This is a genomic window from Cellulosimicrobium funkei (genome assembly GCF_004519295.1).
Taxonomy (GTDB): domain Bacteria; phylum Actinomycetota; class Actinomycetes; order Actinomycetales; family Cellulomonadaceae; genus Cellulosimicrobium; species Cellulosimicrobium funkei.
Genome location: NZ_SOZH01000006.1, coordinates 147544 through 169842, shown reverse-complemented (window position 1 = coordinate 169842; position 22299 = coordinate 147544). Strand labels below are relative to the sequence as shown.

At 75.2% G+C, this 22299-nt stretch carries 23 protein-coding genes and 1 tRNA gene; 4 read left to right on the top strand and 20 right to left on the bottom strand.

Annotation, left to right across the window (positions count from 1 at the left end):
- Nucleotides 1-90: 90 nt before the first annotated feature.
- Nucleotides 91-540 carry a ScoMcrA-related endonuclease gene (locus E1O70_RS11490; protein ID WP_034651120.1) on the top strand — a complete coding sequence of 150 codons (450 nt, stop codon included), beginning with the start codon at nucleotides 91-93 and terminating at the stop codon, nucleotides 538-540.
- 96 nt (nucleotides 541-636) lie between these two features.
- Here E1O70_RS11490 and E1O70_RS11485 read toward each other — a convergent pair whose 3' ends face one another.
- Nucleotides 637-1482: an aldo/keto reductase gene (locus E1O70_RS11485; protein WP_061266778.1), complete on the bottom strand. Its 846-nt coding sequence runs from the start codon at nucleotides 1480-1482 to the stop codon at nucleotides 637-639.
- A 171-nt stretch (nucleotides 1483-1653) separates the two neighbouring features.
- On the opposite strand from E1O70_RS11485, the gene E1O70_RS11480 reads away from it, so the two are divergent.
- The gene (locus E1O70_RS11480) at nucleotides 1654-2622 is read left to right on the top strand and encodes an SH3 domain-containing protein (protein ID WP_061266779.1); all 969 of its coding nucleotides are present in this window, start codon (nucleotides 1654-1656) and stop codon (nucleotides 2620-2622) included.
- A gap of 63 nt (nucleotides 2623-2685) precedes the next feature.
- Here the strand turns inward: E1O70_RS11480 and E1O70_RS11475 are convergent, their stop codons facing one another.
- The 14 genes from E1O70_RS11475 to E1O70_RS11415 form a co-directional block, all read right to left on the bottom strand.
- The gene (locus tag E1O70_RS11475; protein WP_034651126.1) at nucleotides 2686-3255 is read right to left on the bottom strand and encodes a dihydrofolate reductase family protein; all 570 of its coding nucleotides are present in this window, start codon (nucleotides 3253-3255) and stop codon (nucleotides 2686-2688) included.
- A 208-nt stretch (nucleotides 3256-3463) separates the two neighbouring features.
- Nucleotides 3464-3919: a GNAT family N-acetyltransferase gene (locus E1O70_RS11470; protein WP_061266780.1), complete on the bottom strand. Its 456-nt coding sequence runs from the start codon at nucleotides 3917-3919 to the stop codon at nucleotides 3464-3466.
- Between the two features lie 184 nt (nucleotides 3920-4103).
- A tRNA-Ala gene (locus E1O70_RS11465) sits at nucleotides 4104-4176 on the bottom strand.
- A gap of 68 nt (nucleotides 4177-4244) precedes the next feature.
- Nucleotides 4245-4925, bottom strand: coding sequence for a histidine phosphatase family protein (locus E1O70_RS11460; RefSeq protein ID WP_061266781.1), 681 nt, complete (start codon nucleotides 4923-4925; stop codon nucleotides 4245-4247).
- Nucleotides 4922-5368: a ribosome silencing factor gene (gene rsfS / locus E1O70_RS11455; protein WP_021482244.1), complete on the bottom strand. Its 447-nt coding sequence runs from the start codon at nucleotides 5366-5368 to the stop codon at nucleotides 4922-4924. Before rsfS ends, E1O70_RS11460 begins: the two co-directional genes overlap by 4 nt.
- Before the next feature lie 25 nt (nucleotides 5369-5393).
- A complete protein-coding gene (locus E1O70_RS11450) occupies nucleotides 5394-6443 on the bottom strand; it encodes a hypothetical protein (RefSeq protein ID WP_128957476.1) in 1050 nt (349 codons plus the stop codon).
- Nucleotides 6436-7041 (bottom strand): nicotinate-nucleotide adenylyltransferase, encoded by a 606-nt coding sequence (gene nadD, locus E1O70_RS11445; RefSeq protein ID WP_031316993.1) that lies wholly within the window; start codon nucleotides 7039-7041, stop codon nucleotides 6436-6438. The genes E1O70_RS11450 and nadD overlap by 8 nt, the downstream gene beginning before the upstream one ends.
- Nucleotides 7042-7084: 43 nt before the next feature.
- Nucleotides 7085-7240, bottom strand: a complete 156-nt coding sequence (locus E1O70_RS19905) for a hypothetical protein (protein WP_021483496.1) — start codon at nucleotides 7238-7240, stop codon at nucleotides 7085-7087.
- A 190-nt stretch (nucleotides 7241-7430) separates the two neighbouring features.
- On the bottom strand, nucleotides 7431-8783 hold the full coding sequence (locus E1O70_RS11440; RefSeq protein ID WP_061266783.1) for a glutamate-5-semialdehyde dehydrogenase: 1353 nt from the start codon (nucleotides 8781-8783) through the stop codon (nucleotides 7431-7433).
- 53 nt (nucleotides 8784-8836) lie between these two features.
- Nucleotides 8837-9964 (bottom strand): glutamate 5-kinase, encoded by a 1128-nt coding sequence (gene proB / locus E1O70_RS11435; protein WP_082774219.1) that lies wholly within the window; start codon nucleotides 9962-9964, stop codon nucleotides 8837-8839.
- A gap of 194 nt (nucleotides 9965-10158) precedes the next feature.
- The gene (gene obgE / locus E1O70_RS11430) at nucleotides 10159-11679 is read right to left on the bottom strand and encodes a GTPase ObgE (RefSeq protein ID WP_061266785.1); all 1521 of its coding nucleotides are present in this window, start codon (nucleotides 11677-11679) and stop codon (nucleotides 10159-10161) included.
- Nucleotides 11680-11820: 141 nt separating this feature from the next.
- Nucleotides 11821-12078, bottom strand: coding sequence for a 50S ribosomal protein L27 (rpmA, locus tag E1O70_RS11425; RefSeq protein ID WP_021482383.1), 258 nt, complete (start codon nucleotides 12076-12078; stop codon nucleotides 11821-11823).
- An 86-nt stretch (nucleotides 12079-12164) separates the two neighbouring features.
- Entirely contained in the window at nucleotides 12165-12473 is a 309-nt protein-coding gene (gene rplU, locus E1O70_RS11420; protein WP_198163222.1) for a 50S ribosomal protein L21, read from the bottom strand.
- Between the two features lie 276 nt (nucleotides 12474-12749).
- On the bottom strand, nucleotides 12750-12956 hold the full coding sequence (locus E1O70_RS11415) for a dodecin family protein (RefSeq protein ID WP_021482381.1): 207 nt from the start codon (nucleotides 12954-12956) through the stop codon (nucleotides 12750-12752).
- A 165-nt stretch (nucleotides 12957-13121) separates the two neighbouring features.
- Here E1O70_RS11415 and E1O70_RS11410 point away from each other — a divergent pair, with 165 nt between their 5' ends.
- Nucleotides 13122-13754, top strand: a complete 633-nt coding sequence (locus E1O70_RS11410) for a protein-L-isoaspartate O-methyltransferase family protein (RefSeq protein WP_061266786.1) — start codon at nucleotides 13122-13124, stop codon at nucleotides 13752-13754.
- Here the strand turns inward: E1O70_RS11410 and E1O70_RS11405 are convergent.
- From E1O70_RS11405 to E1O70_RS20585, 5 genes are read right to left on the bottom strand one after another with little or no spacing between them, the layout of a single operon-like run.
- Nucleotides 13697-14422, bottom strand: coding sequence for a thymidine kinase (locus E1O70_RS11405; RefSeq protein ID WP_082774214.1), 726 nt, complete (start codon nucleotides 14420-14422; stop codon nucleotides 13697-13699). The two genes, E1O70_RS11410 and E1O70_RS11405, sit on opposite strands and share 58 nt — an antisense overlap.
- 20 nt (nucleotides 14423-14442) lie before the next feature.
- On the bottom strand, nucleotides 14443-15939 hold the full coding sequence (locus E1O70_RS20125) for a 5'-nucleotidase (protein ID WP_176573607.1): 1497 nt from the start codon (nucleotides 15937-15939) through the stop codon (nucleotides 14443-14445).
- 52 nt (nucleotides 15940-15991) lie between these two features.
- Complete coding sequence (locus E1O70_RS11395) at nucleotides 15992-16603, bottom strand: GNAT family N-acetyltransferase (RefSeq protein WP_240696677.1); 612 nt, start codon at nucleotides 16601-16603, stop codon at nucleotides 15992-15994.
- Nucleotides 16600-20235 carry an Rne/Rng family ribonuclease gene (locus E1O70_RS11390; protein WP_205688644.1) on the bottom strand — a complete coding sequence of 1212 codons (3636 nt, stop codon included), beginning with the start codon at nucleotides 20233-20235 and terminating at the stop codon, nucleotides 16600-16602. The genes E1O70_RS11395 and E1O70_RS11390 overlap by 4 nt, the downstream gene beginning before the upstream one ends.
- Nucleotides 20232-20354 carry a hypothetical protein gene (locus E1O70_RS20585; protein ID WP_255181389.1) on the bottom strand — a complete coding sequence of 41 codons (123 nt, stop codon included), beginning with the start codon at nucleotides 20352-20354 and terminating at the stop codon, nucleotides 20232-20234. Before E1O70_RS20585 ends, E1O70_RS11390 begins: the two co-directional genes overlap by 4 nt.
- A gap of 410 nt (nucleotides 20355-20764) precedes the next feature.
- Here E1O70_RS20585 and E1O70_RS11385 point away from each other — a divergent pair, with 410 nt between their 5' ends.
- Nucleotides 20765-22279 (top strand): cytochrome ubiquinol oxidase subunit I, encoded by a 1515-nt coding sequence (locus tag E1O70_RS11385; protein WP_061266797.1) that lies wholly within the window; start codon nucleotides 20765-20767, stop codon nucleotides 22277-22279.
- Nucleotides 22280-22299: the final 20 nt, after the last annotated feature.

Genomic DNA, 22299 nt, shown 5'->3' with positions numbered 1-22299 from the left:
CCGCGGGCGTCCAAGGCCCCGCACGAGCGCGTGCGGAAGGTCACGCGCTCGTCGTCCGAGGGGTCCCGCGGGGCGGTCTAGGCTCGTGCCGTGGCAACCTTCTCGGCAGTGACCCGGCAGCACATCCTCCAGGCCCTCGCGGACTGGGACGACCGGGGCCGGGACGCGTTCCTCGGGGTCTACGGGTTCACCGCGTCCCCCGGCACCCCGCTCGTCCACGAGGACCGCGTCTACGACGCGCAGGCGATCCTCGGCGTCGCGCACCGGTACGCGACCGGCCGCGTCGCGACCGCCGAGGAGTTCCGCAGCAGCCCCGTCGGCGTCGCGGACCTGCTGCGCAAGCGCGGGTTCGACGTGCCCGGTGCCGCCCCCGCGGCGGCCCCCGCACCCGCGCGTCGGGCCACGGCGAAGGCCGCGCCCGCGACGCGCACGCCGCGCCGCACGACCGCCCGCTCCGCGGAGCCCGAGAAGCCGCCGGCCGTGTGCCCCACGTGCTTCACGGTCCTGCCTGCGACGGGCATCTGCGACGAGTGCGGCTGAGCCGCCTCTCCACCAGCGCACGACGAGGGGCGCCGTCCGGTCGGACGGCGCCCCTCGTCGTGCGTGCTGCCTCGCGGGAGGCCGCGGGCGACCGGGTCAGTTGACCTCGGACGGGTGGGCGCTCACGCGGCCCGAGCCGTCACCCGTGTCGAGGGCGTCGATCGCGGCGACCTCGTCGGCGGTGAGCTCGAACCCGAAGAGGTCGAGGTTCTCCACCATGCGCTCCTTGCGCGACGACTTCGGGAAGACGATGAAGCCGCGCTGCAGGTGCCAGCGCAGCACCGCCTGGGCGGGCGTCACGCCGTGGGCGGCCGCGGCGTCGACGACGGCCTGCTTCTCGAAGAGCGGGTACTTGCCCTGGCCGAGCGGACCCCAGGCCTCGATCTTCGTGCCGTTCGCGTCGGCCCAGGCGAGCACGTCGCGCTGCTGGTAGGCCGGGTGCAGCTCGATCTGGTCGACGGCGGGCACGACGCCCGTGTCCGCGACGATCCGGTCGAGGTGCTCGGGCAGGTGGTTGGAGACGCCGATCGAGCGCGCGAGGCCCGCGTCGCGGATCTCGACGAGCTTCGCCCACGCGTTCGTGTACTGGTCCTGCTCGGGCGCGGGCCAGTGCGTGAGGTACAGGTCGACGTGGTCGAGGCCGAGCTTGTCGAGGCTCTCGCGGATCGCGTCGTGCGGCTGCTCGCCCGACTGGCGGTCGTTCCAGAGCTTCGTGGTGACGAAGAGCTCGTCGCGGGGGATGCCGCTCTTCGCGATGGCAGCGCCGACGCCCTCCTCGTTGCGGTAGATCGCCGCGGTGTCGATGTGGCGGTAGCCGACCTCGAGGGCCTCGCTCACGGCCTTCTCGGCCTCGTCCGGCGGCACGAGGAAGACGCCGAAGCCGAGCTGCGGGATGGTGTGACCGGAGTTGAGCGTCACGGTCGGTACGGAGGGAACGGTCATGCTTCCAGCGTAGGAACCCGCCTTCCGCCCGTCCAACGACTGCGGCGCATACGACTCAGCGCTGCCGCTCATGAGTCGAACGGGAACGCTGCGCGGAATGTCCGACTGGACTTCTCAGATCACGGTTTGGTTACATTGGCGCGTCCTACCCACGAAGAACCGGAGCGCACCATGTCCCGAGGCCGCCACAGCGCAGCCCCCGCCACCGCGCGCTCCTTCCGGCTCCCGGCCCTGCCGACGCTGCCGGTCCGGTCGCTCAAGCTCCCCGCGCTGGCGCTCGTCACGCTGCTCGGCGCGGGTGCCGTGGGCGCGGGCCCCCAGCCTGCGGAGGGCAACCCCGACCTCGCTCCGCTGAGCGTCGACCCCACCGCCGGCGCGAGCGTGGAGCGCGGCACGGGAGCCGCCAGCCGCTCGTCCGAGCGCGTCGCGCCGCCCACGGCGCCCCAGGAGCCCCCGGTCGTCGAGACCGCGGCGGAGATCGCCGTCGTGCCGGCCGCCCAGGCCGCCCCGACGCCCCCGCCCCTGCCGCCCGTGACCGGCCAGCTCTGGACCACCGAGGCCGTCAACGTGCGCTCCGCGCCGTCCCCGGACGCCGAGCGCGTCGCGACCACCGAGTTCGGCGCCGCCGTCGACGTCACGGGCGTCACCGAGGGCGACTGGAGCCAGATCGTCTGGGACGGCGCGGCCGCGTGGATCAAGTCGAGCTTCCTCGCGCAGTCGCAGCCCGAGGCGCCCCAGGTCGCCGCCGCCGCGGTCGGGGGGTCGAGCGCCGGCGGCGTCTCGGACGCCGCGTGCTCGGTCAGCACCGGGATCGAGTCGTCGCTGCGCGCCAACGCGCGCGCCGTCTACCGCTCCGTGTGCGCCAACTTCCCCCAGGTCACCACCTTCGGCGGCATCCGCCCCGGCGACGACGGCGACCACGGCACGGGCCGCGCCGTCGACATCATGATCAGCGGCGAGACCGGCTGGGACATCGCGCGCTACCTGCAGGCCAACGCGGGCTCGCTCGGCATCACGTACCTCATCTACCAGCAGAAGATCTGGATGGCCGGCGACCCGGCGAGCGCGTGGTCCGGCATGGAGGACCGCGGCGGCGCGACCGCGAACCACTACGACCACGTGCACGTCAGCACGTCGTAGTCCCGCTCCCCCTCGCACGCACGCCCGGCCGGCACCTGCCGCGCCGGGCGTCGTCGTCCCGGCTCACGGCACGGCCGTCACGGGCCGGTACCGCACCGCGACGGCGCCCGAGCGCAGCTCCTGCCGGTCCACCAGCTCGAGCGTGATGCGCTCGCGCAACCCCGACAGCAGCGTCGGCCCGTGCCCCGCCAGGACCGGCTGCACGAGGAACGCGTACTCGTCGATCAGCCCGAGGTCCGCGAGCGCGAGCGGCAGCGTCACGCCGCCGACGAACAGCGGCCCGCCCGGCTGCTCCTTGAGCCGCCGCACCGCGTCCCCCAGGTCGCCCTCGACGAGCTCGGCGTTCCAGTCGACCTCGCGCAGCGTGCTCGACACCACGTGCTTCCTCGCCCCGTCGATCGCCTCGGCGAACGGGACGTCGCGCTCCCCCATCCAGTCCGGCCACGCGCCCGACGCCGGACGGCGCCACGCCGCCTCCATCATCTGGTAGGTGACCCGCCCGAACAGCAGCGCGTCCGCGCGCTCCGTCTCCTCGGTCCAGAACCGCATCGACTCCTCGTCGGGCGGCAGTCCCGCCTCGTGGTGGCAGCAGCCGTCGAGCGTGACGTTGATCGCGTAGCGCAGTGGCCTCATCGCGTGCCCTCCCCCGGGTACCCGCGCGACGGGCGGAGCGCCGTCGCACCGCACCAGCGTGGCAGGCGCGGCTGGCCGCGCCAAGACCCGCGCCCCGGCGCACGAGCAACGTGGATCACGAAGTCCGCGCCAGGACGATCCCCACCGGTCGGCCGACGGCGTTCGGGCCAAACCTCGCCGCTACCCTCCATCGGCCGACGAGCGGCCCTCAGCCGGCGCCGCAGGCCTCTTCCAGGTTCTTCCTGAAGAAGACGGCCGAATCCTCGTAGCCGAGCGCACGGTAGAAGGACCCCGCGCGACGACTGGCGAGTGCGAGGTAGGCGGCACCCTGCTCCCGGGCCCAGTCCTCGGTGCAGCCCATCAGCTCTCGGCCGACACCGGACCGGCGGTGAGCCTCGTGGACCATCACCTCCTCGACCCAGGCGACCGGACCGTTGGCCAGGAAGGTCAGGTGACAGCTGGCCAAGAGGTAGCCCACGACCCTGCTGCCCGCCTCGGCGACGACGACCAGCGTGCCGGGCGTCTCGGCGAGGCTCTGCCACGTCCGGTCGAACGCCGCGCGTTCTGGGGTAAACGACGTCGCGAAGTCGCGAGCCAGCGGCCAGACCTGATCGGCGTCCCCCGGCTGGGCGGGTCGGACGAGCAAACGCTGGCTCTCAGGCATCGCCGCATTCTTCCCAGGTCTCACGCGTGCCGCAACGCTCTGGCAGCACACCGTGGAGTGGGAGGTCGGGGTGACGGAGGCGCAGAGACACGCTCGCGCCTCTGGCTGTCGCCAGAAAGCCGAAAGGCCACCTCTGACGCCCTTCGAGAAGGACTCCGAGATGGCCGACGACCTGGTGTTTCGGTGGAGCTGAGGGGACTCGAACCCCTGACCCCCTGCATGCCATGCAGGTGCGCTACCAGCTGCGCCACAGCCCCGTGGATCCGTGAAGATCCAGGTCGTGCACTCCTCCGGCCGGTTTCCCGTCCTGCGGAGCGTCGCTAGTCTACGCAGAAACTGGCTCCAGATTCCAATCCGGTCCCGCGTTCCACTCGTCGAGCGGGAACCCGGCCCCGACGTTGTGCGCCACGAGGCGCCACGCGGGCGTCGCGGCGGGCGCCGAGCGGTGCAGGTGGGACCAGTGGACGTTGTGCAGCCCGGAGATCCCGCGCCAGCCCTCCGGGTCCAGGCCGAGCAGCGCGGTGACCGCGAGCGTGATCGCGGCGCCGTGCGAGACGACGACGAGCGTGTCGTCCCGCTCCAGGGACTCCACGTGCTCGGTCACGGACGCGACGAGGCGCGCCGCGACGTCGGCCTTGGACTCCGCGCCCGCGCGCACGGGCTCCTCGCCCTGGCGCCACGCCGCGTACTCCTCGGGCCAGCGCTCGGCGATCTCCGGGCCCGTGAGGCCCTCCCACTCCCCGAAGCCGCGCTCGCGCAGCCGGGGGTCGTACGCGACGTCCGCGCCGATCGCCGCCGCGTACGCGCGCGCGGTGTCGGCGGCGCGCACGAGGTCGGACGCGACGACGCGCGTCGCGCGGTGCGCGCTCGCGAGGGCCTTCGCGCCCTGCTCCGCCTGCCACCGCCCGACGGCGTCGAGCGGGATGTCGACCTGCCCCTGGAGGCGCATCGACGCGTTGTACGCGGTGCGACCGTGACGCAGGAGGACGAGCGTGCCGGCGGTCACGCCAGGGGCTCCCCCGAGAGGCGGATGGCGCCGTCGCCGCGCGTGGTGTCGTCGGTGTCGTCGGCCGTGCCGTCGCCGCCGCGCGCGTCCTCCGGCAGCTCGACGACCGGGCAGTCCTTCCACAGCCGCTCCAGCGCGTAGTACACGCGGTCCTCGGCGTGCTGCACGTGCACGACGACGTCGCCGAAGTCGAGCAGGACCCAGCGGGCCTCCTGCTTGCCCTCGCGGCGGATCGGCTTGGACCCGGCCTTGTGCATGGCCTCCTCGACGGCGTCGACGATCGCCGAGACCTGGCGCTCGCTCGACCCCGAGGCGATGAGGAACACGTCGGTCAGGACGAGCTGCTCGCTCACGTCGAGCGCGATGATCTCCTCGGCCTTGCGGTCGGACGCCGCCCGGGCGGCGATGACGGCGAGCTCGAGGGCTCGGTCGGTGGCGGTCACGTGTCTCCGTTCGTGGTGCGGCCGGTCAGCGGCCGGTGTCGAGGGTGCCGGGGTCGTCCCACGTCCGCACGGCGGCGGCCGAGGCGCTCGCGTCCTCCACGGCCAGGCCCGGGTCGTCGCGGGACACGAGCGTCCAGACGAGCAGGCCGAGGACGAACGCGACGGCGACGAGGATCAGGTAGTGCAGCCACGTGTACGACGGGCCGCGCCGCTCGTCCTCGAGGTCGTCGTCGTCCGACTCCTCGGGCTCGGCGGCACGACCGCGCACGCGGGGGAAGAGCTCGTCCGAACCGCCGGCTGGAGCAGGTGCGGACTCCCGCACGCCGCCGAAGGGCGACGACTGCTCGCGGTCCGCGCTCGCGGGCTCGGGCGCGGAGCCTGCCGTGATCGCGGACCACGGCAGGGCCGCGCCGCCTGCCTCGGCGGGCGGTGCCGGGGCGGGCGCGCGCTCGGGAGCGGGGGCGCGCGTGCCCGCCCACGGGGACGTTGCCGGTGCCGGCGCGGGCGTGCCGGGCGGGGCAGTGCTGGTGGGCGGGGCCGCGAACGCCGAGAGGCGCGGAGGCTGCGTCGCCTCGGGACGCGCGGGGCCCGCGCCCGCGGCGAGACCGCCGACCGGAGCCGACGGCGTCGCGGGGCGCACGGGGCCGGACGCACCCGGCACCGGGGGCCGCGGGGTCGCGGCGGGCGGACGCGAGGACGTGCGCGTGGGCACGACGGGCGTCGGGGCCGGGGGGCGGATCGCGACGCGCTCGGCCGTCTCCTGGACCGGCGTGAGGCGGCCGGTCTCGTCCAGGCCGCGCATGCCGCCCGATGCGGCCGGGGGTCGAACGACCGAGGGCTGTGCCGGGTGCTCCGCCGGGCCGGTCGTCTCGCGCAGGGTGCGGCGCGACGGCGGCGGGCCGGACGGCGCGGCCGGGCGCGCCGGCTGCTGCCAGCCGCCCGCACCCGGTGCCGGGGCAGGCGGGGGCGCGGCGCTCTGCGCGGACCGCTCGGCGGCGGCCGCCTGCTCGCGCTCGCGCATCTCGCGCCGGGTGAGCGGGCGGACGGGCTGCATGTTGCTGCCGTTGTCACTCATCGTGCTGACCTCGATACAAACCGTGCTTGGCGATGTACTGGACCACGCCGTCCGGAACCAGGTACCACACCGGCTGCCCGGCCTCCGCGCGCCGACGGCAGTCCGTCGACGAGATCGCGAGGGCGGGGACCTCGAGCGTCGTGACCACGCCCGGAGGCAGGCCCTCGACGCTCAGCTGGTGACCCGGGCGGGAGACAGCCACGAAGTGTGCCATCTTCCAGAGCTCGTCGGCATCCTTCCAGGTGAGGATCTGCTCGACGGCGTCCGCACCCGTGATGAAGAACAGCTCGGCGTCCGGTCGCGCGGCCCGCAGGTCGCGCAGCGTGTCGACCGTGTAGGTCAGCCCGGGCCGGTCCACGTCCACACGGCTCACCGTGAACCGCGGGTTCGACGCGGTCGCGATGACGGTCATGAGGTAGCGGTGCTCGGCCGGGCTGACGGTCTGGTGCTGCTTGAACGACGGCTTGCCCGTGGGGACGAAGACGACCTCGTCGAGGTCGAACCGCGCCGCGGCCTCGCTCGCGGCGACCAGGTGGCCGTGGTGGATGGGGTCGAACGTGCCACCCATCACCCCCAGGCGGGGTCGGCGCGGGCTCATCGACGCGTCATCGGTCGCGGGCGCTTCCGTCGTCCGGGGCGGGTCAGTGCCGCGTGCCGACGCTGCGGAACGCGTAGGTCACGAGCAGCAGGGCCACGAGCCCGCCGAACCCGAGCAGCCCGTAGGCGAGCGGCGGGATGGGCAGGTGCGACGCGGCCTCGGCGCCTTCCTCGGCGGCCAGCACGACGGCAGAGATCACGACGTCCTCCTCGAAGGTCGTCCCCGGGCCGGACGGGCACGTGCCGCGGGCCGGGGTGGTGCGATGGAACGGTACTCCCGCCGGGACCGGCCCGACGGCGGACCGGACGGGCGCCGGTCGCCGACCAGTCTCTCACGACCGTCCGGGGACCTCGTCCGGCGGGTATCAGGTACCCGCCGGGGGCCGTGCGTCAGGGGCGGACGTGGCCGTCCCCGTGCACGACCCACTTCGTCGTCGTGAGCTCCGCGAGGCCCATGGGGCCGCGCGCGTGGAGCTTCTGGGTCGAGATGCCGATCTCCGCCCCGAGGCCGAACTGGCCGCCGTCGGTGAAGCGGGTCGAGGCGTTGACCATGATGGCGGCGGAGTCGAGCTCGGCGACGAATCGCTCCGACGCCGCGAGGTCGCGCGTGACGATCGCCTCGGTGTGGCCCGACGTCCAGGTCCGCACGTGCTCGATCGCGGCGTCGAGGTCGTCGACGACGCGCACGGCGATCTCGGGCGCGAGGTACTCGGTCGCCCAGTCCTCGTCCGTGGCCGCGAGCACGTCGGTGCCCGCGGGCGCGAGGCCGGCCGTGCGGTCGTCGCCGTGCACGACGACGCCCGCCTCGGTGAGCGCGGCGAGCGCGGCCGGGAGGAACTCGGGTGCGGCGTCCGCGTGGACGAGGAGCGTCTCCGCGGCGTTGCAGACGCCCACGCGCTGCGTCTTGGCGTTGAGGAGGATCTCGAGCGCCATGGCCCGGTCCGCGCTCGCGTCGACGTACACGTGGACGTTGCCGACCCCGGTCTCGATGACGGGGACGGTCGACTCGCGCACGACGGTGCGGATGAGGTCCGCCCCGCCGCGCGGGACGAGGACGTCGACGAGCCCGCGCGCGTGCATGAGCGCGACGGCCCCCGGGCGCCCGTGCCGGTCGATCGACTGCACGAGGTCGCCGGGCAGCCCTTGCGCCTCGAGCGCACGGGCCAGCACGCCGACGATCACCTCGTTGGAGCTCGCCGCCGCGGACCCTCCGCGCAGGATCACCGCGTTGCCGCTCTTGAGCGCGAGGCCCGCGGCGTCGACCGTCACGTTGGGGCGCGCCTCGTAGATCATGCCGACGACGCCCATGGGCACGCGCAGCTGGCGCAGGCGCAGGCCGTTCGGCAGCGTCGAGCCGCGCACGACCTCCCCCACCGGGTCGGGCAGGCCCGCGAGCGCGCGCAGCGCGTCGGCGATCGCGGCGACGCGCGGCGCGTCGAGCGCGAGCCGGTCGAGCAGCCCCTCGCTCATGCCGTTCGCGCGCTCACGCTCCAGGTCGACGGCGTTCGCGGCCACGATCTCGTCGGTCGCCGCGACGAGCGCGTCGGCGAGCGCGAGGAGCGCGGCGTCCTTCGTGGCGCGGGTCGCGGTCGCCAGGGTGCGCGACGCGACCTTGGCGCGGCGCGCGACGCTCTCGACGGCCGCCGCGACGTCGGTCGGAGCGTCGGTCGCGGCTGCGGCGGGACCGGCGGTCCCGGGCTCGGCGGCGCCCGCGACGACGGGCGCGTCCTCGGTGGTGGTCATGGTCCGAGCCTACGTCGGCGGCCGTCGCGCCGGGAGCGCCGTCCGGCCCGCGGTCAGCGCGCGCGCCGCCGCACGAGGACGAGGTCGTCGCGGTGCACGACCTCGCGGTCGTAGCCCTCGCCGAGCTCGGCCCGCAGCTCCGTGGTCGACCGGCCGAGGAGGTCCGGGATGTCGCGTGACTCGAACGCGACCAGACCCCGGGCGACCACGCGCCCGTCGGACGCCACGAGCTCGACCGGGTCGCCGGCGTCGAACTCGCCCTCGACCGCGGTGACCCCGGCGGGCAGCAGCGAGGCGCGCCCGCCCTGCACGGCCCGCACCGCGCCGTCGTCGAGCACGAGGCGGCCGCGCGTGCGCGCAGCGTGCGCGAGCCAGAGCCGACGGCGCGTCGTCCGCCTGCCCGTCGCGGCGAACCAGGTCCCGACCGGCTCGCCGGCGAGCGCCGCGGCGGCGTGCTGCGCCTTGGTGAGCACCACGGGGATGCCCGTGCCGGTCGCGATGGAGACCGACTCGAGCTTGGTGAGCATGCCGCCCGTGCCGACCGCGCTCCCCCGTCCCGTCACCTCGACGCCCTCGATGTCGGCCGGCGAGCGCACCTCGGCGATCCTCCGCGTGCCCGGGCGCGACGGCGGGCCGTCGTACAGGCCGTCGACGTCCGTGAGCAGGACCATGGCGTCGGCCCGCACGAGGTGGGAGACGAGCGCGGCGAGACGGTCGTTGTCGCCGAAGCGGATCTCGTCGGTCGCGACGGCGTCGTTCTCGTTGACGACGGGCACGACGCCGAGGTCGAGCAGGCGCTCGAGCGAGCGCTGGGCGTTGCGGTAGTGCCCGCGACGCACCGTGTCCTCCGCGGTGAGGAGCACCTGCCCGACGCGCAGCCCGTGCGCCGCGAACGCCTCGGCGTACCGGGCGACGAGCATGCCCTGCCCGACCGACGCCGCGGCCTGCGCCGTCGCGAGGTCGCGCGGTCGGGTCGCGAGGCCGAGGGGGCCGATGCCGGCGGCGATGGCGCCGGACGTGACCAGCACGACCTGGCCGCCGTTCGCGCGTCGGGCCGCGAGGACGTCGACGAGCGCCCGCAGGGCCGCGAGGTCGAGGTGGCCGTCGGCGCCCGTGAGCGACGACGAGCCGATCTTCACGACCACGCGACGGGCGGAGGCGATCTCGGAGCGGGAGGACAGCGCGTTCACGCGCCCATCATCGCCGCCGGAGGGCCGCCGCCGCGCACGATTTCACGGACCAGGACGCCTGCGCCCGGGACCGACCCGCTCCCGGGCCGCGCCGAGGACGACCCGGGCACGGCCGAGGGCCCGGTCCCCCACGGGGAACCGGGCCCTCGTCGGCGCGGACGACTCCGGGTCGGTCGGACTCCAGGTCAGTCGGACTCGGGGTCCGTCCAGGTGCCGGCCTGGCGCTCGGTCCACAGCTCGCGCCGCGCCTCCGCCTTGGCGTCCATGCGCTCGTGGTGCTCGCGCCGCTTCTCCGAGCGGGTCGGGCGCAGGCTCTCGTCGAGGCGGTTGTCGGAGCCGCGCGGGCCGCCGAGCAGCTCGGAGCCCGACATGAGCGTCGGCTCCCAGTCGAAGACGACCGCGTTGACGTCGGTGCCGATGCGCACCTCGTCGCCCGCGACGGCGCCCGCCTCGAACAGCTTGTCCTCGACGCCCAGACGCGCGAGGCGGTCCGCGAGGTAGCCCACGGCCTCGTCGTTGGAGAAGTCCGTCTGGCGGACCCAGCGCTCCGGCTTGGCGCCGCGCACCTCGAACCAGTAGTCGGTCGCCCCGCCCTTGCGCTTGACCGTGAACCCGGCCTCGTCGACCGCGCGCGGCCGCAGCACGACGCGCGTCGGCTCGGGGGCGGGCGCCTCGGCGCGCGCCTTCTCCACGAGCTCGGCGAGCGCGTACGTCAGCGGGCGCAGGCCCTCGTGGCTCGCGGTCGAGATCTCGAACACCCGCAGGCCGCGAGCCTCGAGGTCGGGCTTGACGAGCTCGGCCAGGTCGCGAGCCTCAGGGACGTCGATCTTGTTGAGGACGACGAGGCGCGGACGCTCGGTGAGCGGCACCCGCCCGCCCTCGATCTCGAGGTCCTGCGCGTAGGCCGCGAGCTCGGCCTCGATGACGTCGAGGTCGCTGATCGGGTCCCGGCCGGGCTCGAGCGTCGCGCAGTCGAGCACGTGCACGATCACCGCGGTGCGCTCGATGTGGCGCAGGAACTCCAGGCCGAGGCCCTTGCCCTCGCTCGCGCCCGGGATGAGGCCAGGGACGTCCGCGACGGTGAAGCGCGCCGACCCGGCCTGCACGACGCCCAGGTTGGGCACGAGCGTCGTGAACGGGTAGTCGGCGATCTTGGGCCGCGCCGCGGAGATGGCGGCGACGAGCGACGACTTGCCCGCGCTCGGGTACCCGACGAGCGCGACGTCCGCGATGGTCTTCAGCTCGAGGACGACGTCCCGCTCCTCGCCCGGCTCGCCGAGCAGGGCGAAGCCCGGCGCCTTGCGGCGCGGGGACGAGAGCGCCGCGTTGCCGAGACCGCCCCGGCCGCCCTCGGCCACGACGTACTCGGCGCCCTCGCCGACGAGGTCGGCGAGCACCGTGCCGTCGGGCGACTTGACGACCGTGCCGTCCGGGACGCGCAGGACGAGGTCCTCGCCGTTGGCGCCGTCGCGGTCGTCGCCCATGCCCTGGGTGCCCGACGTCGCGTGGCGGTGCGGCGAGTGGTGGTACTCGAGGAGCGTCGTGGTCTGGGAGTCGACGACGAGGCGGACGGTGCCGCCGTCACCGCCGTTGCCGCCGTCGGGGCCGGCGAGCGGCTTGAACTTCTCGCGCCGGACCGAGGCGCACCCGTTCCCCCCGTCGCCGCCGGAGACGTGCAGGACGACACGGTCGACGAAGCTGGCCATGGAGGGATCCTCTCAGAGGTGGGTCGTGCGGTGCCGCGGTCGCGGCGGGTGGTGCCGCCCGTGGGGACGGGCGCCGGAAACGGCAGGAGGGGCGCACCGCGTCGGTGCGCCCCTCCTGCTCGAAGCCTCTGTGGCTGTCGCTCAGCCCTCGGCGGAGACGATGTCGACGACCTTGCGGCCGCGACGGGTGCCGAACTGGACCGCGCCGGCGGCCAGGGCGAACAGCGTGTCGTCCTTGCCGCGGCCGACGTTCTCACCGGGGTGGAAGTGGGTGCCGCGCTGGCGGACGATGATCTCGCCCGACTTGACGACCTGCCCGCCGAAGCGCTTCACGCCGAGGCGCTGGGCGTTCGAGTCGCGACCGTTGCGCGAGGAGCTCGCGCCCTTCTTGTGTGCCATGACGAACCTGCTTTCGTGCTGGTCTGCTGAGGGAGGGTGCCGTCGGCGCGGCGCGGCTCGGGGCCGCTAGCTCGCGCCGGGCGAGATCACTTGATGCCGGTGACCTTGAGGCGGGTCAGCTGCTGACGGTGACCCTGGCGACGGCGGTAACCGGTCTTGTTCTTGTACCGCAGGATCGTGATCTTCGGACCCTTCTCGTCCCGCACGACCTCGGCGGTGACCTTGACCTTCGCGAGCTTCGCCGCGTCGGTGGTCACCTTCTCCCCGTCCACCAGCAGGAGAGCGGGCAGCTCGAGGGACTCACCGGCCTTGGCGGACACCCGGTCCACCACGAGGATGTCGCCGACGGAAACCTTCTCCTGACGGCCACCGGCCTTGACGATCGCGTACACCACGTTGCTGCTCATCTCTCCTAGTCTTGGCGTGCTCGTCACGGCGAGTTCGTCTTGGAGACTCCGACCACGCCGCGGCGTGCGAGTGCGAGTCGTCCGTGGGCACACGGGACCGGCGCGCCTGGGCGCGCCGACGTCCAAGATTACGGACCGCAGGGCGTCCTGGTCAAATGGCGCGCGCCGACCCCGGCGCGGGCGACCGCTCCGGGGCGCGGACCAGGCCTCGCGCCGAGGAGCGCGGACGGCGGCGCCTCCGCGCGACGAGATCGTCGGCCGACCCTACTCGAGGACGAACGTGACCTCCAGCACGACCTGCCAGGCCGTGATGCGGCCGTCGGCCACGTCGACCTTCTGCTCCTTGACCCACGCGCCCGAGACGTTGCGCAGCGTGCTCGCGGCGCGCTCGACGCCGATCCGCACGGCGTCCTCGAAGCTCGTGTCCGACCGCGCGCTGATGTGCGTGATCCGTGCCACCGTTCCGCTCATGCCGGCTCCCCGGTCCAGGGCGGGCGCCCCGATGCGCCCGCGCACCCGTCGAGCATCCCGCCGTCCCCGTGGCCGCGCCACCGGGGCGCCTCCCGCTCGGGGCCCCCTGCCAACCCGGGCGCGCGGGCCAACCACCGTGCCTACGCTGGCCGTGGAGGTGGTCGCATGCGCCCCGCGGACCCGCCCGACGCCGAGCGCCGGGACGACGCCGTCGCCGCGGCGATGCGCACGGTCGACCGCCGCGGCTTCCTCCCCCGCGCGCATCGGCGCTGGGCCGCGCAGGACCGGCCGCTCGCCATCGGCCACGGTCAGACCAGCTCGCAGCCGTCGACGGTCGCCGCGATGCTGCGCCTGCTCGACGTCGTCCCGGGCGCCCGGGTGCTCGACGTCGGCGCCGGGTCGGGCTGGACGACGGCGCTGCTCGCACGGCTCGTCGGACCGACCGGGCGCGTGCTGGGTATCGAGCGCCACGCCGACCTCGCCGCGTGGGGCGCGGACAACCTCGCCGCGGTGCGCGCGCCGTGGGCACGCCTCGTCCTCGCGACGCCCGGCGTCCTCGGCACGCCGGGCGAGCAGTACGACCGGGTGCTCGTGTCCGCCGCCGCCGAGACCCTCCCCCGCGCCCTCGTCGACCAGCTCGTGCCCGGCGGGCGCCTGGTCGTCCCCGTGCGGCACACGATGCTCGTCGTCGTGCGCGACCCCGACGCCCCGGACGGGGTGCGGGTGAGCGAGCACGGGTCCTACTCGTTCGTCCCGCTCGTCGAGGACCCGGCGGAACCGGCCGAGCCGCCGTCCTGACGGCGCCACGGGGCTCCTGGCAGGTGCACCCGGCAGCGCGCCCCGTAGCTCTCGGCGCCGCCCACGTGCGCGGCGACCGGCGCGAGCGGGTCGCCCGCCCCGCGGCCGTCGGGCCCCGGCTCCCGGACGGCGCGCACGTGGAACGCGGCGTCCTCGCCGCACACCGCGCACACCGCCGTGAGCTTGTCGACGCGCTCGGCGAGCGCCGCGAGCGTGGGCAGGGGCTCGAAGGGCCGCGCGTCGAACGTGACGTCGAGCCCGGCGACGACCACGACGAGCCCGTCGTCGGCGAGCCGCTGGACGACGTCGACGAGCTCCGGCCCGAAGAAGTGCGCCTCGTCGACGGCGACGAGGTCGAGCGGCCCGGCGGCGCGGACGATCCGCTCGAGGTCGTGCGCGTCGCGGGCGGTGCGCGAGGGGATCGCGAGACCCGAGTGCGAGCTCACCGTGCCGGTGCCGCGCCGGGTGTCGAGGACGTGCCCGACCACCTCGACGCGCCGCCCGGCGACCTCCGCGCGCCGGACCCGGCGCAGGAGCTCCTCCGTCTTGCCGGCGAACATCGGGCCGCACACGACCTCGACGCGCCCGCCGGAGCGGGCCGCCGGGGGCCCTGCGTCAGCGCCCCCGGGAACGGTCCCGGGGGCGCCCGGGCGTGCCGCGTCGCTCATGCGAGCAGTGAACCACCGGCTCAGTGGTGGCGCGCGCCGCCGTTCGACGACGGCCGGACGGGCAGCGGCTTCGGCTCCCCGGCGGGGCCGAGGACGGAGACGCGGTCCGGGGCGCCGGGCCGGGCGTCCCGGCGGCTGAGGAGCGTCGTGCCGGACGAGGCAGGGCTCGCCGTGCCGGTCGGTGCGTCGGCATGCTCGTCGCCGGACGCCGCCGGGGAGGCGGCGTCGGCCGGGGCGTCGGGAGCGGGTGCCGTCTTCTCCCCCTCGGGCGCGGGCGTCGGCTCGGCCGGCACCCCCGCCGCGATCCCGGCGAGCCCGGGCCCGCCGATCCCCGGGACGGACCGGACGAGCGGGAGCTCGCGCGTCCCGGTGCCCGACGCACGGCCGTCCTCCGCGGTGCGCTCGCCCGCCGGGTCGGGCGTCGGCCGCTCCCCCGCCGGATCGTGCGCCGGCCGCTCGTCGTCCGCGTCGCGCTCCGCCGACGCACCGGGCGCGGGCGGGGTGGCCGCCTCGCGGCGACCGGGCGCGGGCGCCGCGACGTCGGCCGCGCGCGTCGACCGTGCGTCGAGGGCCGGGTCGGCCGGCAGGACGCCGCGGTTCAGCTCGCCGTACGGAACGTGGACCGACGGCGCGACCCGGCGCGCCGCCTCGACCACGGCGCGCTGGTCGTCGAAGAAGATGTGCGGCCGCAGCACCTCGAGCACGCCGCCCTTGTCCACGCCCCCGAGGAAGAACGCGTCGTCGACCGTCACGCCCCACGAGGAGAGCGTCGCGACCGCGCGCTCGTGCGCCGGGGCCGAGCGGGCCGTGACGAGCGAGACGTGCACGCGCGGCCGGTAGGACGGGTCCGTCGCGTGCCGCTCACGCTCGACCACCTGCACGCGGTGGATACCGACGAGGAGCTCGCGCAGCGGCCCCCGGCCGAGCGGCACGTCGGCGTTGAGCACCTCGTGCTCGCGGAACGACGCGAGCCCACCGTCCTGGTAGCGGCGCTCCGAGGAGTCGTCGGCGAGGACGCCGTCGAAGTCGAACGCGATGCGCAGCTCGTCTCCCTCCTCGTCGGCGAACGTCGGGTCGAGCACGTACCCCGCGGGCAGGCCCAGGTCGACGGCGTCGCGCACCGAGCGCTCGTCGGCCGAGAGGAAGAGGTCCACGTGCAGGGGACGGATGAACTCGTGCGGGCTGCGCCCCTGGCGGAAGACGGCGCGCGTGATGTCGAGGTCGTGGTGCCGCACCGAGCGCATGACGCGCAGGCCGGTCTCCGGGGAGTTGCGGGACATGACGATGACCTCGACGAGCGGGTCGTCGGCGGAGGGCGCGAGGTCGTTGAGCGCGAGCAGGCGGCGCACGAACCCGAAGGCGACGCCGGGGGCCAGCGCGTCGTCGCGGTGGCGCTCCTGGAAGTCGCGGTACGCGGCCTCCCCCTGCGTGCGGAACACGCGGTCGGACTCGGTGAGGTCGAACAGTGCGGACGAGGCGACGCCGACGACGAGGCGGCCCGAGAGGTCGTAACCCATGCGCGCATGATGCCAGGTACGGGTGACGTGCACGAAGACGCCCGCGAACGGCTCAGGACCGGGCGAGCCACTCCCGGCGCAGCACGCCGAGGACGACGGCGTCGTACCGCACGCCGTCGACGGCGCGGGCGTCGCGGAACCGCGCCTCCTCCACGAGGCCGAGCGCCCGGCCGGCGCGGAGCATCGCGTCGTTCCCGGACCACGTCGCGAGGTCCAGACGGACCCACCCGGTCACGGAGAACAGGTAGCCGATCCAGGCTCCGAGCGCGTCGCGGCCCAGGCCCCGCCCGCGCACCGCGGGGTCGTAGAGGCCGATCCCGACCCGCGCCCACTGCGTCTCGGCCGACTCCCAGTACCAGGAGCACGTCCCGACCAGCCGGTCCTCCTCGTCGGCGACCACGACGCGGCGCGGCGGGAGGCCGTCGTCGTCGAGACCGTCGGGGCGGGCGGCCTGCGCGGCCGCCGCGAGCGCGAGGCGTGCGACCGCCGCGTCGGACGCGGCGTCGTCGGGCACGGGGTAGTACGGGCCGTCCCAGCGGTGCCACTCGTGCTCCGGACGCAGCCACTCGCGGTACGCCGCGAGGTCGTCCGCGCGCCACCCGCGCAGACGGGGGCGCGACCCGGCGGCGTACAGGGGCACGCCGCCGGGTGCGCGATCGATCACTCCGTGCCCGGCTCCGCCGAGGTGTCGGCAGCCGGCGCGTCGTCCGCGCCGTCGTGCTCGTGGGCGTGCGCCGCGGCGGCCGCGATCGTCGCGAGCGTGGCCTTGACCGCGGCCCGCGCCTCCGACGTGACCTCCGGCAGGACCGGGACGGCGGGCTGCGGGAGGGTGATCCCGGTGTCCTTCGGCGCCGAGGCGCCCGAGCCGGAACCGCGCTTGCGGCGCGACCGCGAGCGGCCGCCCTCGGCGGGCTCGTCGGCGGCGGCGCCGCCCCCGTTGCCCCCGGCGTTCCCGTTGCCGTTGCCGTGGTTGCCGTGGTCGTGGCCGCCGCGGTTGCCGCCCGACTTCTCGATCGGGTCGGTGTGCACGATGAACCCGCGCCCGTGGCAGTGCTCGCACGTCTCGCTGAACGCCTCGACGAGGCCCTGGCCCACGCGCTTGCGCGTCATCTGGACGAGGCCCAGCGACGTGACCTCCGCGACCTGGTGCTTGGTCCGGTCCCGGCCCAGGCACTCGACGAGGCGGCGCAGCACGAGGTCGCGGTTCGACTCGAGCACCATGTCGATGAAGTCGATGACGATGATGCCGCCGATGTCGCGCAGCCGGAGCTGGCGGACGATCTCCTCGGCCGCCTCGAGGTTGTTGCGCGTCACCGTCTCCTCGAGCGTGCCGCCCGAGCCGGTGAACTTGCCGGTGTTGACGTCGACGACGGTCATCGCCTCGGTGCGGTCGATGACGAGCGACCCGCCCGAGGGCAGCCAGACCTTGCGGTCCATGCCCTTGGCGAGCTGCTCGTCGACGCGGTGCACCGTGAAGACGTCCTGCGTGCCCGTCCACTTCGAGACGCGCTCGCGCAGGTCGGGCGCGAGCTCCTCGACGTACGTCGAGATCTCCGACCACGCCCCGTCGCCCTCGACGACGAGCGAGCTGAAGTCGTCGTTGAAGATGTCGCGGACGACGCGGATCGCGAGGTCCGGCTCGCCCTGGAGCAGGGCGGGTGCCGACGCGCTCTTCGACTTCTTCTCGATGGCCTCCCACTGGCCGCGCAGGCGCTCGACGTCGGCGCGCAGCTCCTCCTCGCTCGCGCCCTCGGCGGCGGTGCGCACGATGACGCCCGCGCCGTCGGGCACGACCTCCTTGAGGATCTTCTTCAGGCGGTTGCGCTCGGTGTCGGGGAGCTTGCGGCTGATGCCGGTCATGCCACCGCCGGGGACGAACACGAGGTAGCGGCCCGCGAGCGTGATCTGCGACGTGAGGCGTGCGCCCTTGTGCCCGATCGGGTCCTTGGTGACCTGCACGAGCACGGAGTCGCCCGACTTGAGCGCCTGCTCGATGCGGCGCGGCTGGCCCTCGAGCCCGGCCGCGTCCCAGTTCACCTCGCCCGCGTACAGGACGGCGTTGCGGCCCTTGCCGACGTCGATGAACGCGGCCTCCATGCTGGGCAGCACGTTCTGGACACGGCCCAGGTACACGTTGCCCGCCATCGACGCCTGCGACTGCTGCGAGACGTAGTGCTCGACGAGCACGCCGTCCTCGAGCACGGCGATCTGCGTGCGGCCGCCGCGCTCGCGCACGACCATCGACCGCTCGACCGACTCGCGGCGCGCGAGGAACTCTGCCTCGGTGATGATCTGGCGACGACGACCCGCGTCGCGGCCCTCGCGGCGGCGCTGGCGCTTCGCCTCGAGCCGCGTGGAGCCCTTGAGTGCGGTGACCTCGTCGGCCAGGCTGCGCTCGCGCGGGCGGGAGCGCGTCGTGGTCGTCTCGCCCTCGCCCCGGCTCCCGCGGCGGCGGCGGCGACGGCGGCGGCTGCCGCCCGCCTCGTCCTCGCCCTGCTCGTCCCCGGCCTCGTGGTCGGTCTGCTCGGCGTCGGCCGGCGCGGCCGCGTCGGCCGGCTCGTCGTCCTGCGCCGACGGCGTGGCGTCGTCCTCGTCCTCGTCGCGGTCCTGGTCACGTCCCCCGTCCGGGCGACCACGACGCCCGCGGCCACCACGACGGCGGCGGCGGCGCGGGCCGGCGTCGGAGTCGGAGTCGGCGTCGTCGGCCGCAGGCTGCTCGTCGGGCTCCTCCGCCTCGTCGAGCTCGACGAAGTCCTCCGGCCCGAACGCGTCCTCGGGCACCTCGACGCCCTCGGCGACGAGCTCGGACTCGATGGCCTCGATCTCCTCGACCGCGGCCGCGTCCTCGCCCGTGAGGACGAGCTCGGCGGCGGCGGGCTCCTCGACGGGGGTCGACGGCTCAGCCGTCTGCGACTCGGACGTGCGCGACTCGGCCGTGCGCAGCTCGGCCGTGCGGGACGCGGGCCCCGACGCCCTCCGGCCGCGACGGCCGCGGGTCCCGGTGGTGGGCTCGGGCGTCGCCGTCGGCTCCGTCGTGGCGACCGGCTCCGTCGTGGCGACCGGCTCCGTCGCCGCGGGTGCCGGGGCGGCGGGCTCGACGTGGCGCGGCGGCCCGGCCGGGCTCTGCGCGCGACGCGGACGGCGCGGCGCGGCGGCGGGGTCGGGCGCCTGGAACAGCAGGGCGGTCGTCGCGAGGCGCGGGGTGCTGGTCCCCGCTCCCGTCGCGGCGGGCGACGCCGGGCCGCCGGCCGGGGCCGACGACGCGGGAGCGGCCGGGGCCTCGGGCGCGGCCGGGCTCTCGGCCGCGGCGGTCGCCTCCGGTGCCGCCTCGGCGGCGGGCTTCGAGGTGGCGCGGCGCGAGCGGCGCGCCGGCTTCTTCGCGGGCTCCGCGGACGCCGGCGCCTCCGACTCGGCGGGCGTCGGCTCGTCGGCGGACGGCGCGTCGGCCACCGCCGGGGCAGCAGCCTCGGCGGTCGGGGCCGCGGTCTCGGCGGCCGGGGCCGCTGCCGCGGAGGTCGCGCGGCGCGAGCGGCGCGCGGGCTTCTTCGCGGCGGGCGTCTCGACGGGCTCGGCCGTCGTCGGCGTGCCGGACGGCGCGGTGTCAGCGGACGGGGCGTCCGGCTCGGCGACCGGCGCGGCCTCGACGGCCGGAGCCTGCGCGGTCGTACGCGTCGCCCGGGTGCGCTTCGCGCGACGCGGGGCGTCGGCGGCTCCCAGCAGGGCGTCGGCGTCGGGCGCCACCGCCGCGGCGGGGGCGGGGGCCTGCTCGGCGGCGGGCGGTGCGCTGAGGCCGAACTCGGAGAGGACGTCGAGCGGCGCGTCGCCTGCCGGGGCCTTCGCCTTCTTGCCGCCACCCTGGGCGCGGCGCGTCGCGCGGGCTCGCGGGGCGGGCTCTGCCACCACCGGCTCCGCCGCGGCGTCGGCGGCCGCGGGGCTCGCGTCTGCCGGGACGTCGGCCGGGGCGGACGCAGCGGGAGCCGCGTCGGCCGCCGGAGCGGCGACGGACGGCGTGGTGCGGGTCGCGCGACGCGAGCGGCGCGCGGGCGGGGTCGTGGCCTCGGCCACGGGTGCGGTCGCGGGCGCCTCGGGCGCCGGGGTCGCGTCCGCGGTGGCCGCGGGCGCGGCGACGTCGGAAGCAGCCGTCACCGCGGGGGGAGTCTGCGGCGGTGCCGCGCTGCGCGTCGCGCGCCGGCGGGCGGGCTTGCGCGCCGGGGTCGTCGGGCTCTCGGCCCGGTCCGCGGCGGCGTCCGCCGTCGACTCTGAGGGGGTGCTGTCGGAGGTGCTGTCGAGCGTCACGCGTCGTGCTCCTGCTGCCACAGGGACCGCCCCGCACCGTGCGGCCCGTCGGGCGGTCGGTCGTCGCTCGGGACGAGCGCACCGGAGCGCGTCGTCCGGCGACGGAAGTCGTCGGTCACGGCCGCGGTCCGCGTGCGCGGCGCGGGCGCCTGCCACCGGGCCCTTCGCCCCGGTCGGCGCGCCGACTGCCGCGGTCCGCTGGTGCCGCGATCTCGTGCTCGCCGGGTGAGCGATGCGGAGCCCGCCCGGCTCCGCCCAGTATCGCACAGGGGTGCGGACGAACCCGGGCGACACGCACCGCGCCCCGGGCCGCCGGTCCCGCCAAGCCGGGACCAACGTCCCGGGACCTTGTGAACATAGTCACAAGCGGCGTGTTTTCAGTACTTCGCGTCATCTCCCGGCCCTCGGATGCGGCAGATTGGGACCTAGCGCCGGACCCGGGCCGTCTCTCACCGGCCCCCGCCCGGCGGCACCTCCCGATACTCCGCCGTCACTTCCCCGACCCGGTCGGGCCCCCCGAGGAGCGCACGTGGATGCCCTAGCCCTGGCGCGGTGGCAGTTCGCCATCACGACCGTCTACCACTTCATCTTCGTCCCGCTGACGATCGGCCTGTCGCCCCTCGTCGCGATCATGCAGACGGCGTGGGTCCGCACCGGCAACGAGCGCTGGCTGCGCCTGACGAAGTTCTTCGGCAAGCTGCTGCTCATCAACTTCGCGCTCGGCGTCGTCACCGGCATCGTGCAGGAGTTCCAGTTCGGCATGAACTGGAGCGAGTACTCGCGCTTCGTCGGCGACGTGTTCGGCGCGCCGCTCGCCATGGAGGCGCTCGCCGCGTTCTTCATCGAGTCGACGTTCCTCGGCCTGTGGATCTTCGGGTGGGACCGCCTCAACAAGAAGGTGCACCTCGCGTGCATCTGGGCCGTCGCGATCGCGACCAACCTCTCCGCGTTCTTCATCCTCGCCGCGAACTCGTGGATGCAGCACCCGGTCGGCGCGATCTTCAACCCCGAGACCGGGCGCGCCGAGATGAACGACATCGGCGCCGTCCTCACGAACAACACCCTGTGGGCCGCGTTCCCGCACCAGATCACGGCGACCTTCCTCACCGCGGGCACGTTCGTCACGGGCATCGCGGCCTGGTGGATGGTCCGTCTCGTGCGCACCCGCAAGGCGGAGAACGTCGAGCTCGCGCGCGACGTCTACCGCCCGGCCGTCACGCTCGGCGTCATCGCCATGCTCGTCGGCGGGCTCGGCGTCGCCGTCTCCGGCGACATCCAGGGCAAGATCATGTACGAGCAGCAGCCCGGCAAGATGTCGTCGGCCGAGGCGCTCTGCCAGGGCTCCGAGGGTGCCGCGTTCTCCATCCTCACGATCGGCGACCTGTCGAACTCGTGCGAGAACGTCCGGCACCTCATCGAGATCCCCGGCCTCGCGTCCTACCTCGGCACGGGCCACTTCTCCGGGCCGGAGAGCTACCTGCCCGGCGTCGAGGACGTCCAGGAGCAGATGACCGAGCGCTACGGGGACGTCACCGCCTCCGGCGACCCCGTCACGTACACGCCGAACCTCGCGATGACCTACTGGTCCTTCCGGCTCATGATCGGCATGGCCGCCGGCTCCGTGCTCCTCGCGCTCATGGCGCTGTGGCTCACCCGCAAGGGCCGGGTCACCGACAACAAGTGGTTCGCGCGCGTCGGCCTCATCGCCATCCCCATGCCGTTCCTCGCGAACTCGTTCGGCTGGATCTTCACGGAGATGGGCCGCCAGCCCTGGGTCGTCGCGCCGAACCCGACGGGCATCGACCAGATCCGGCTGCTCACCGAGCGTGGCGTGTCCACCGTGGTGAGCCCCGGCGTGGTGCTGACCTCGATGATCGTCTTCACGCTCGTCTACGGGGCGCTGGCCGCGGTCTGGTTCACGCTCATGCGGCGCTACGCGATCGAGGGCGTCCCGCTCACGGTCCGCGACGAGTCCCCGGAGGCCCAGGAGCCGCCGGACGAGGACTCCGAGTCCGCCGACCGTCCGCTGTCCTTCGCGTACTGACCCGACGCGCCTGAACCCGC

What these genes read in the sequence shown, in the direction of transcription:
- E1O70_RS11485 (WP_061266778.1), bottom strand. Translation starts at nt 1,482, where the DNA reads ATGACCGTTCCCTCCGTACCGACCGTGACGCTCAACTCCGGTCACACC.
- E1O70_RS11480 (WP_061266779.1), top strand. Translation starts at nt 1,654, where the DNA reads ATGTCCCGAGGCCGCCACAGCGCAGCCCCCGCCACCGCGCGCTCCTTC.
- E1O70_RS11475 (WP_034651126.1), bottom strand. Translation starts at nt 3,255, where the DNA reads ATGAGGCCACTGCGCTACGCGATCAACGTCACGCTCGACGGCTGCTGC.
- E1O70_RS11470 (WP_061266780.1), bottom strand. Translation starts at nt 3,919, where the DNA reads ATGCCTGAGAGCCAGCGTTTGCTCGTCCGACCCGCCCAGCCGGGGGAC.
- E1O70_RS11450 (WP_128957476.1), bottom strand. Translation starts at nt 6,443, where the DNA reads ATGAGTGACAACGGCAGCAACATGCAGCCCGTCCGCCCGCTCACCCGG.
- nadD (WP_031316993.1), bottom strand. Translation starts at nt 7,041, where the DNA reads ATGAGCCCGCGCCGACCCCGCCTGGGGGTGATGGGTGGCACGTTCGAC.
- E1O70_RS11440 (WP_061266783.1), bottom strand. Translation starts at nt 8,783, where the DNA reads ATGACCACCACCGAGGACGCGCCCGTCGTCGCGGGCGCCGCCGAGCCC.
- obgE (WP_061266785.1), bottom strand. Translation starts at nt 11,679, where the DNA reads ATGGCCAGCTTCGTCGACCGTGTCGTCCTGCACGTCTCCGGCGGCGAC.
- rpmA (WP_021482383.1), bottom strand. Translation starts at nt 12,078, where the DNA reads ATGGCACACAAGAAGGGCGCGAGCTCCTCGCGCAACGGTCGCGACTCG.
- E1O70_RS11415 (WP_021482381.1), bottom strand. Translation starts at nt 12,956, where the DNA reads ATGAGCGGAACGGTGGCACGGATCACGCACATCAGCGCGCGGTCGGAC.
- E1O70_RS11410 (WP_061266786.1), top strand. Translation starts at nt 13,122, where the DNA reads ATGCGCCCCGCGGACCCGCCCGACGCCGAGCGCCGGGACGACGCCGTC.
- E1O70_RS11405 (WP_082774214.1), bottom strand. Translation starts at nt 14,422, where the DNA reads ATGAGCGACGCGGCACGCCCGGGCGCCCCCGGGACCGTTCCCGGGGGC.
- E1O70_RS20125 (WP_176573607.1), bottom strand. Translation starts at nt 15,939, where the DNA reads ATGGGTTACGACCTCTCGGGCCGCCTCGTCGTCGGCGTCGCCTCGTCC.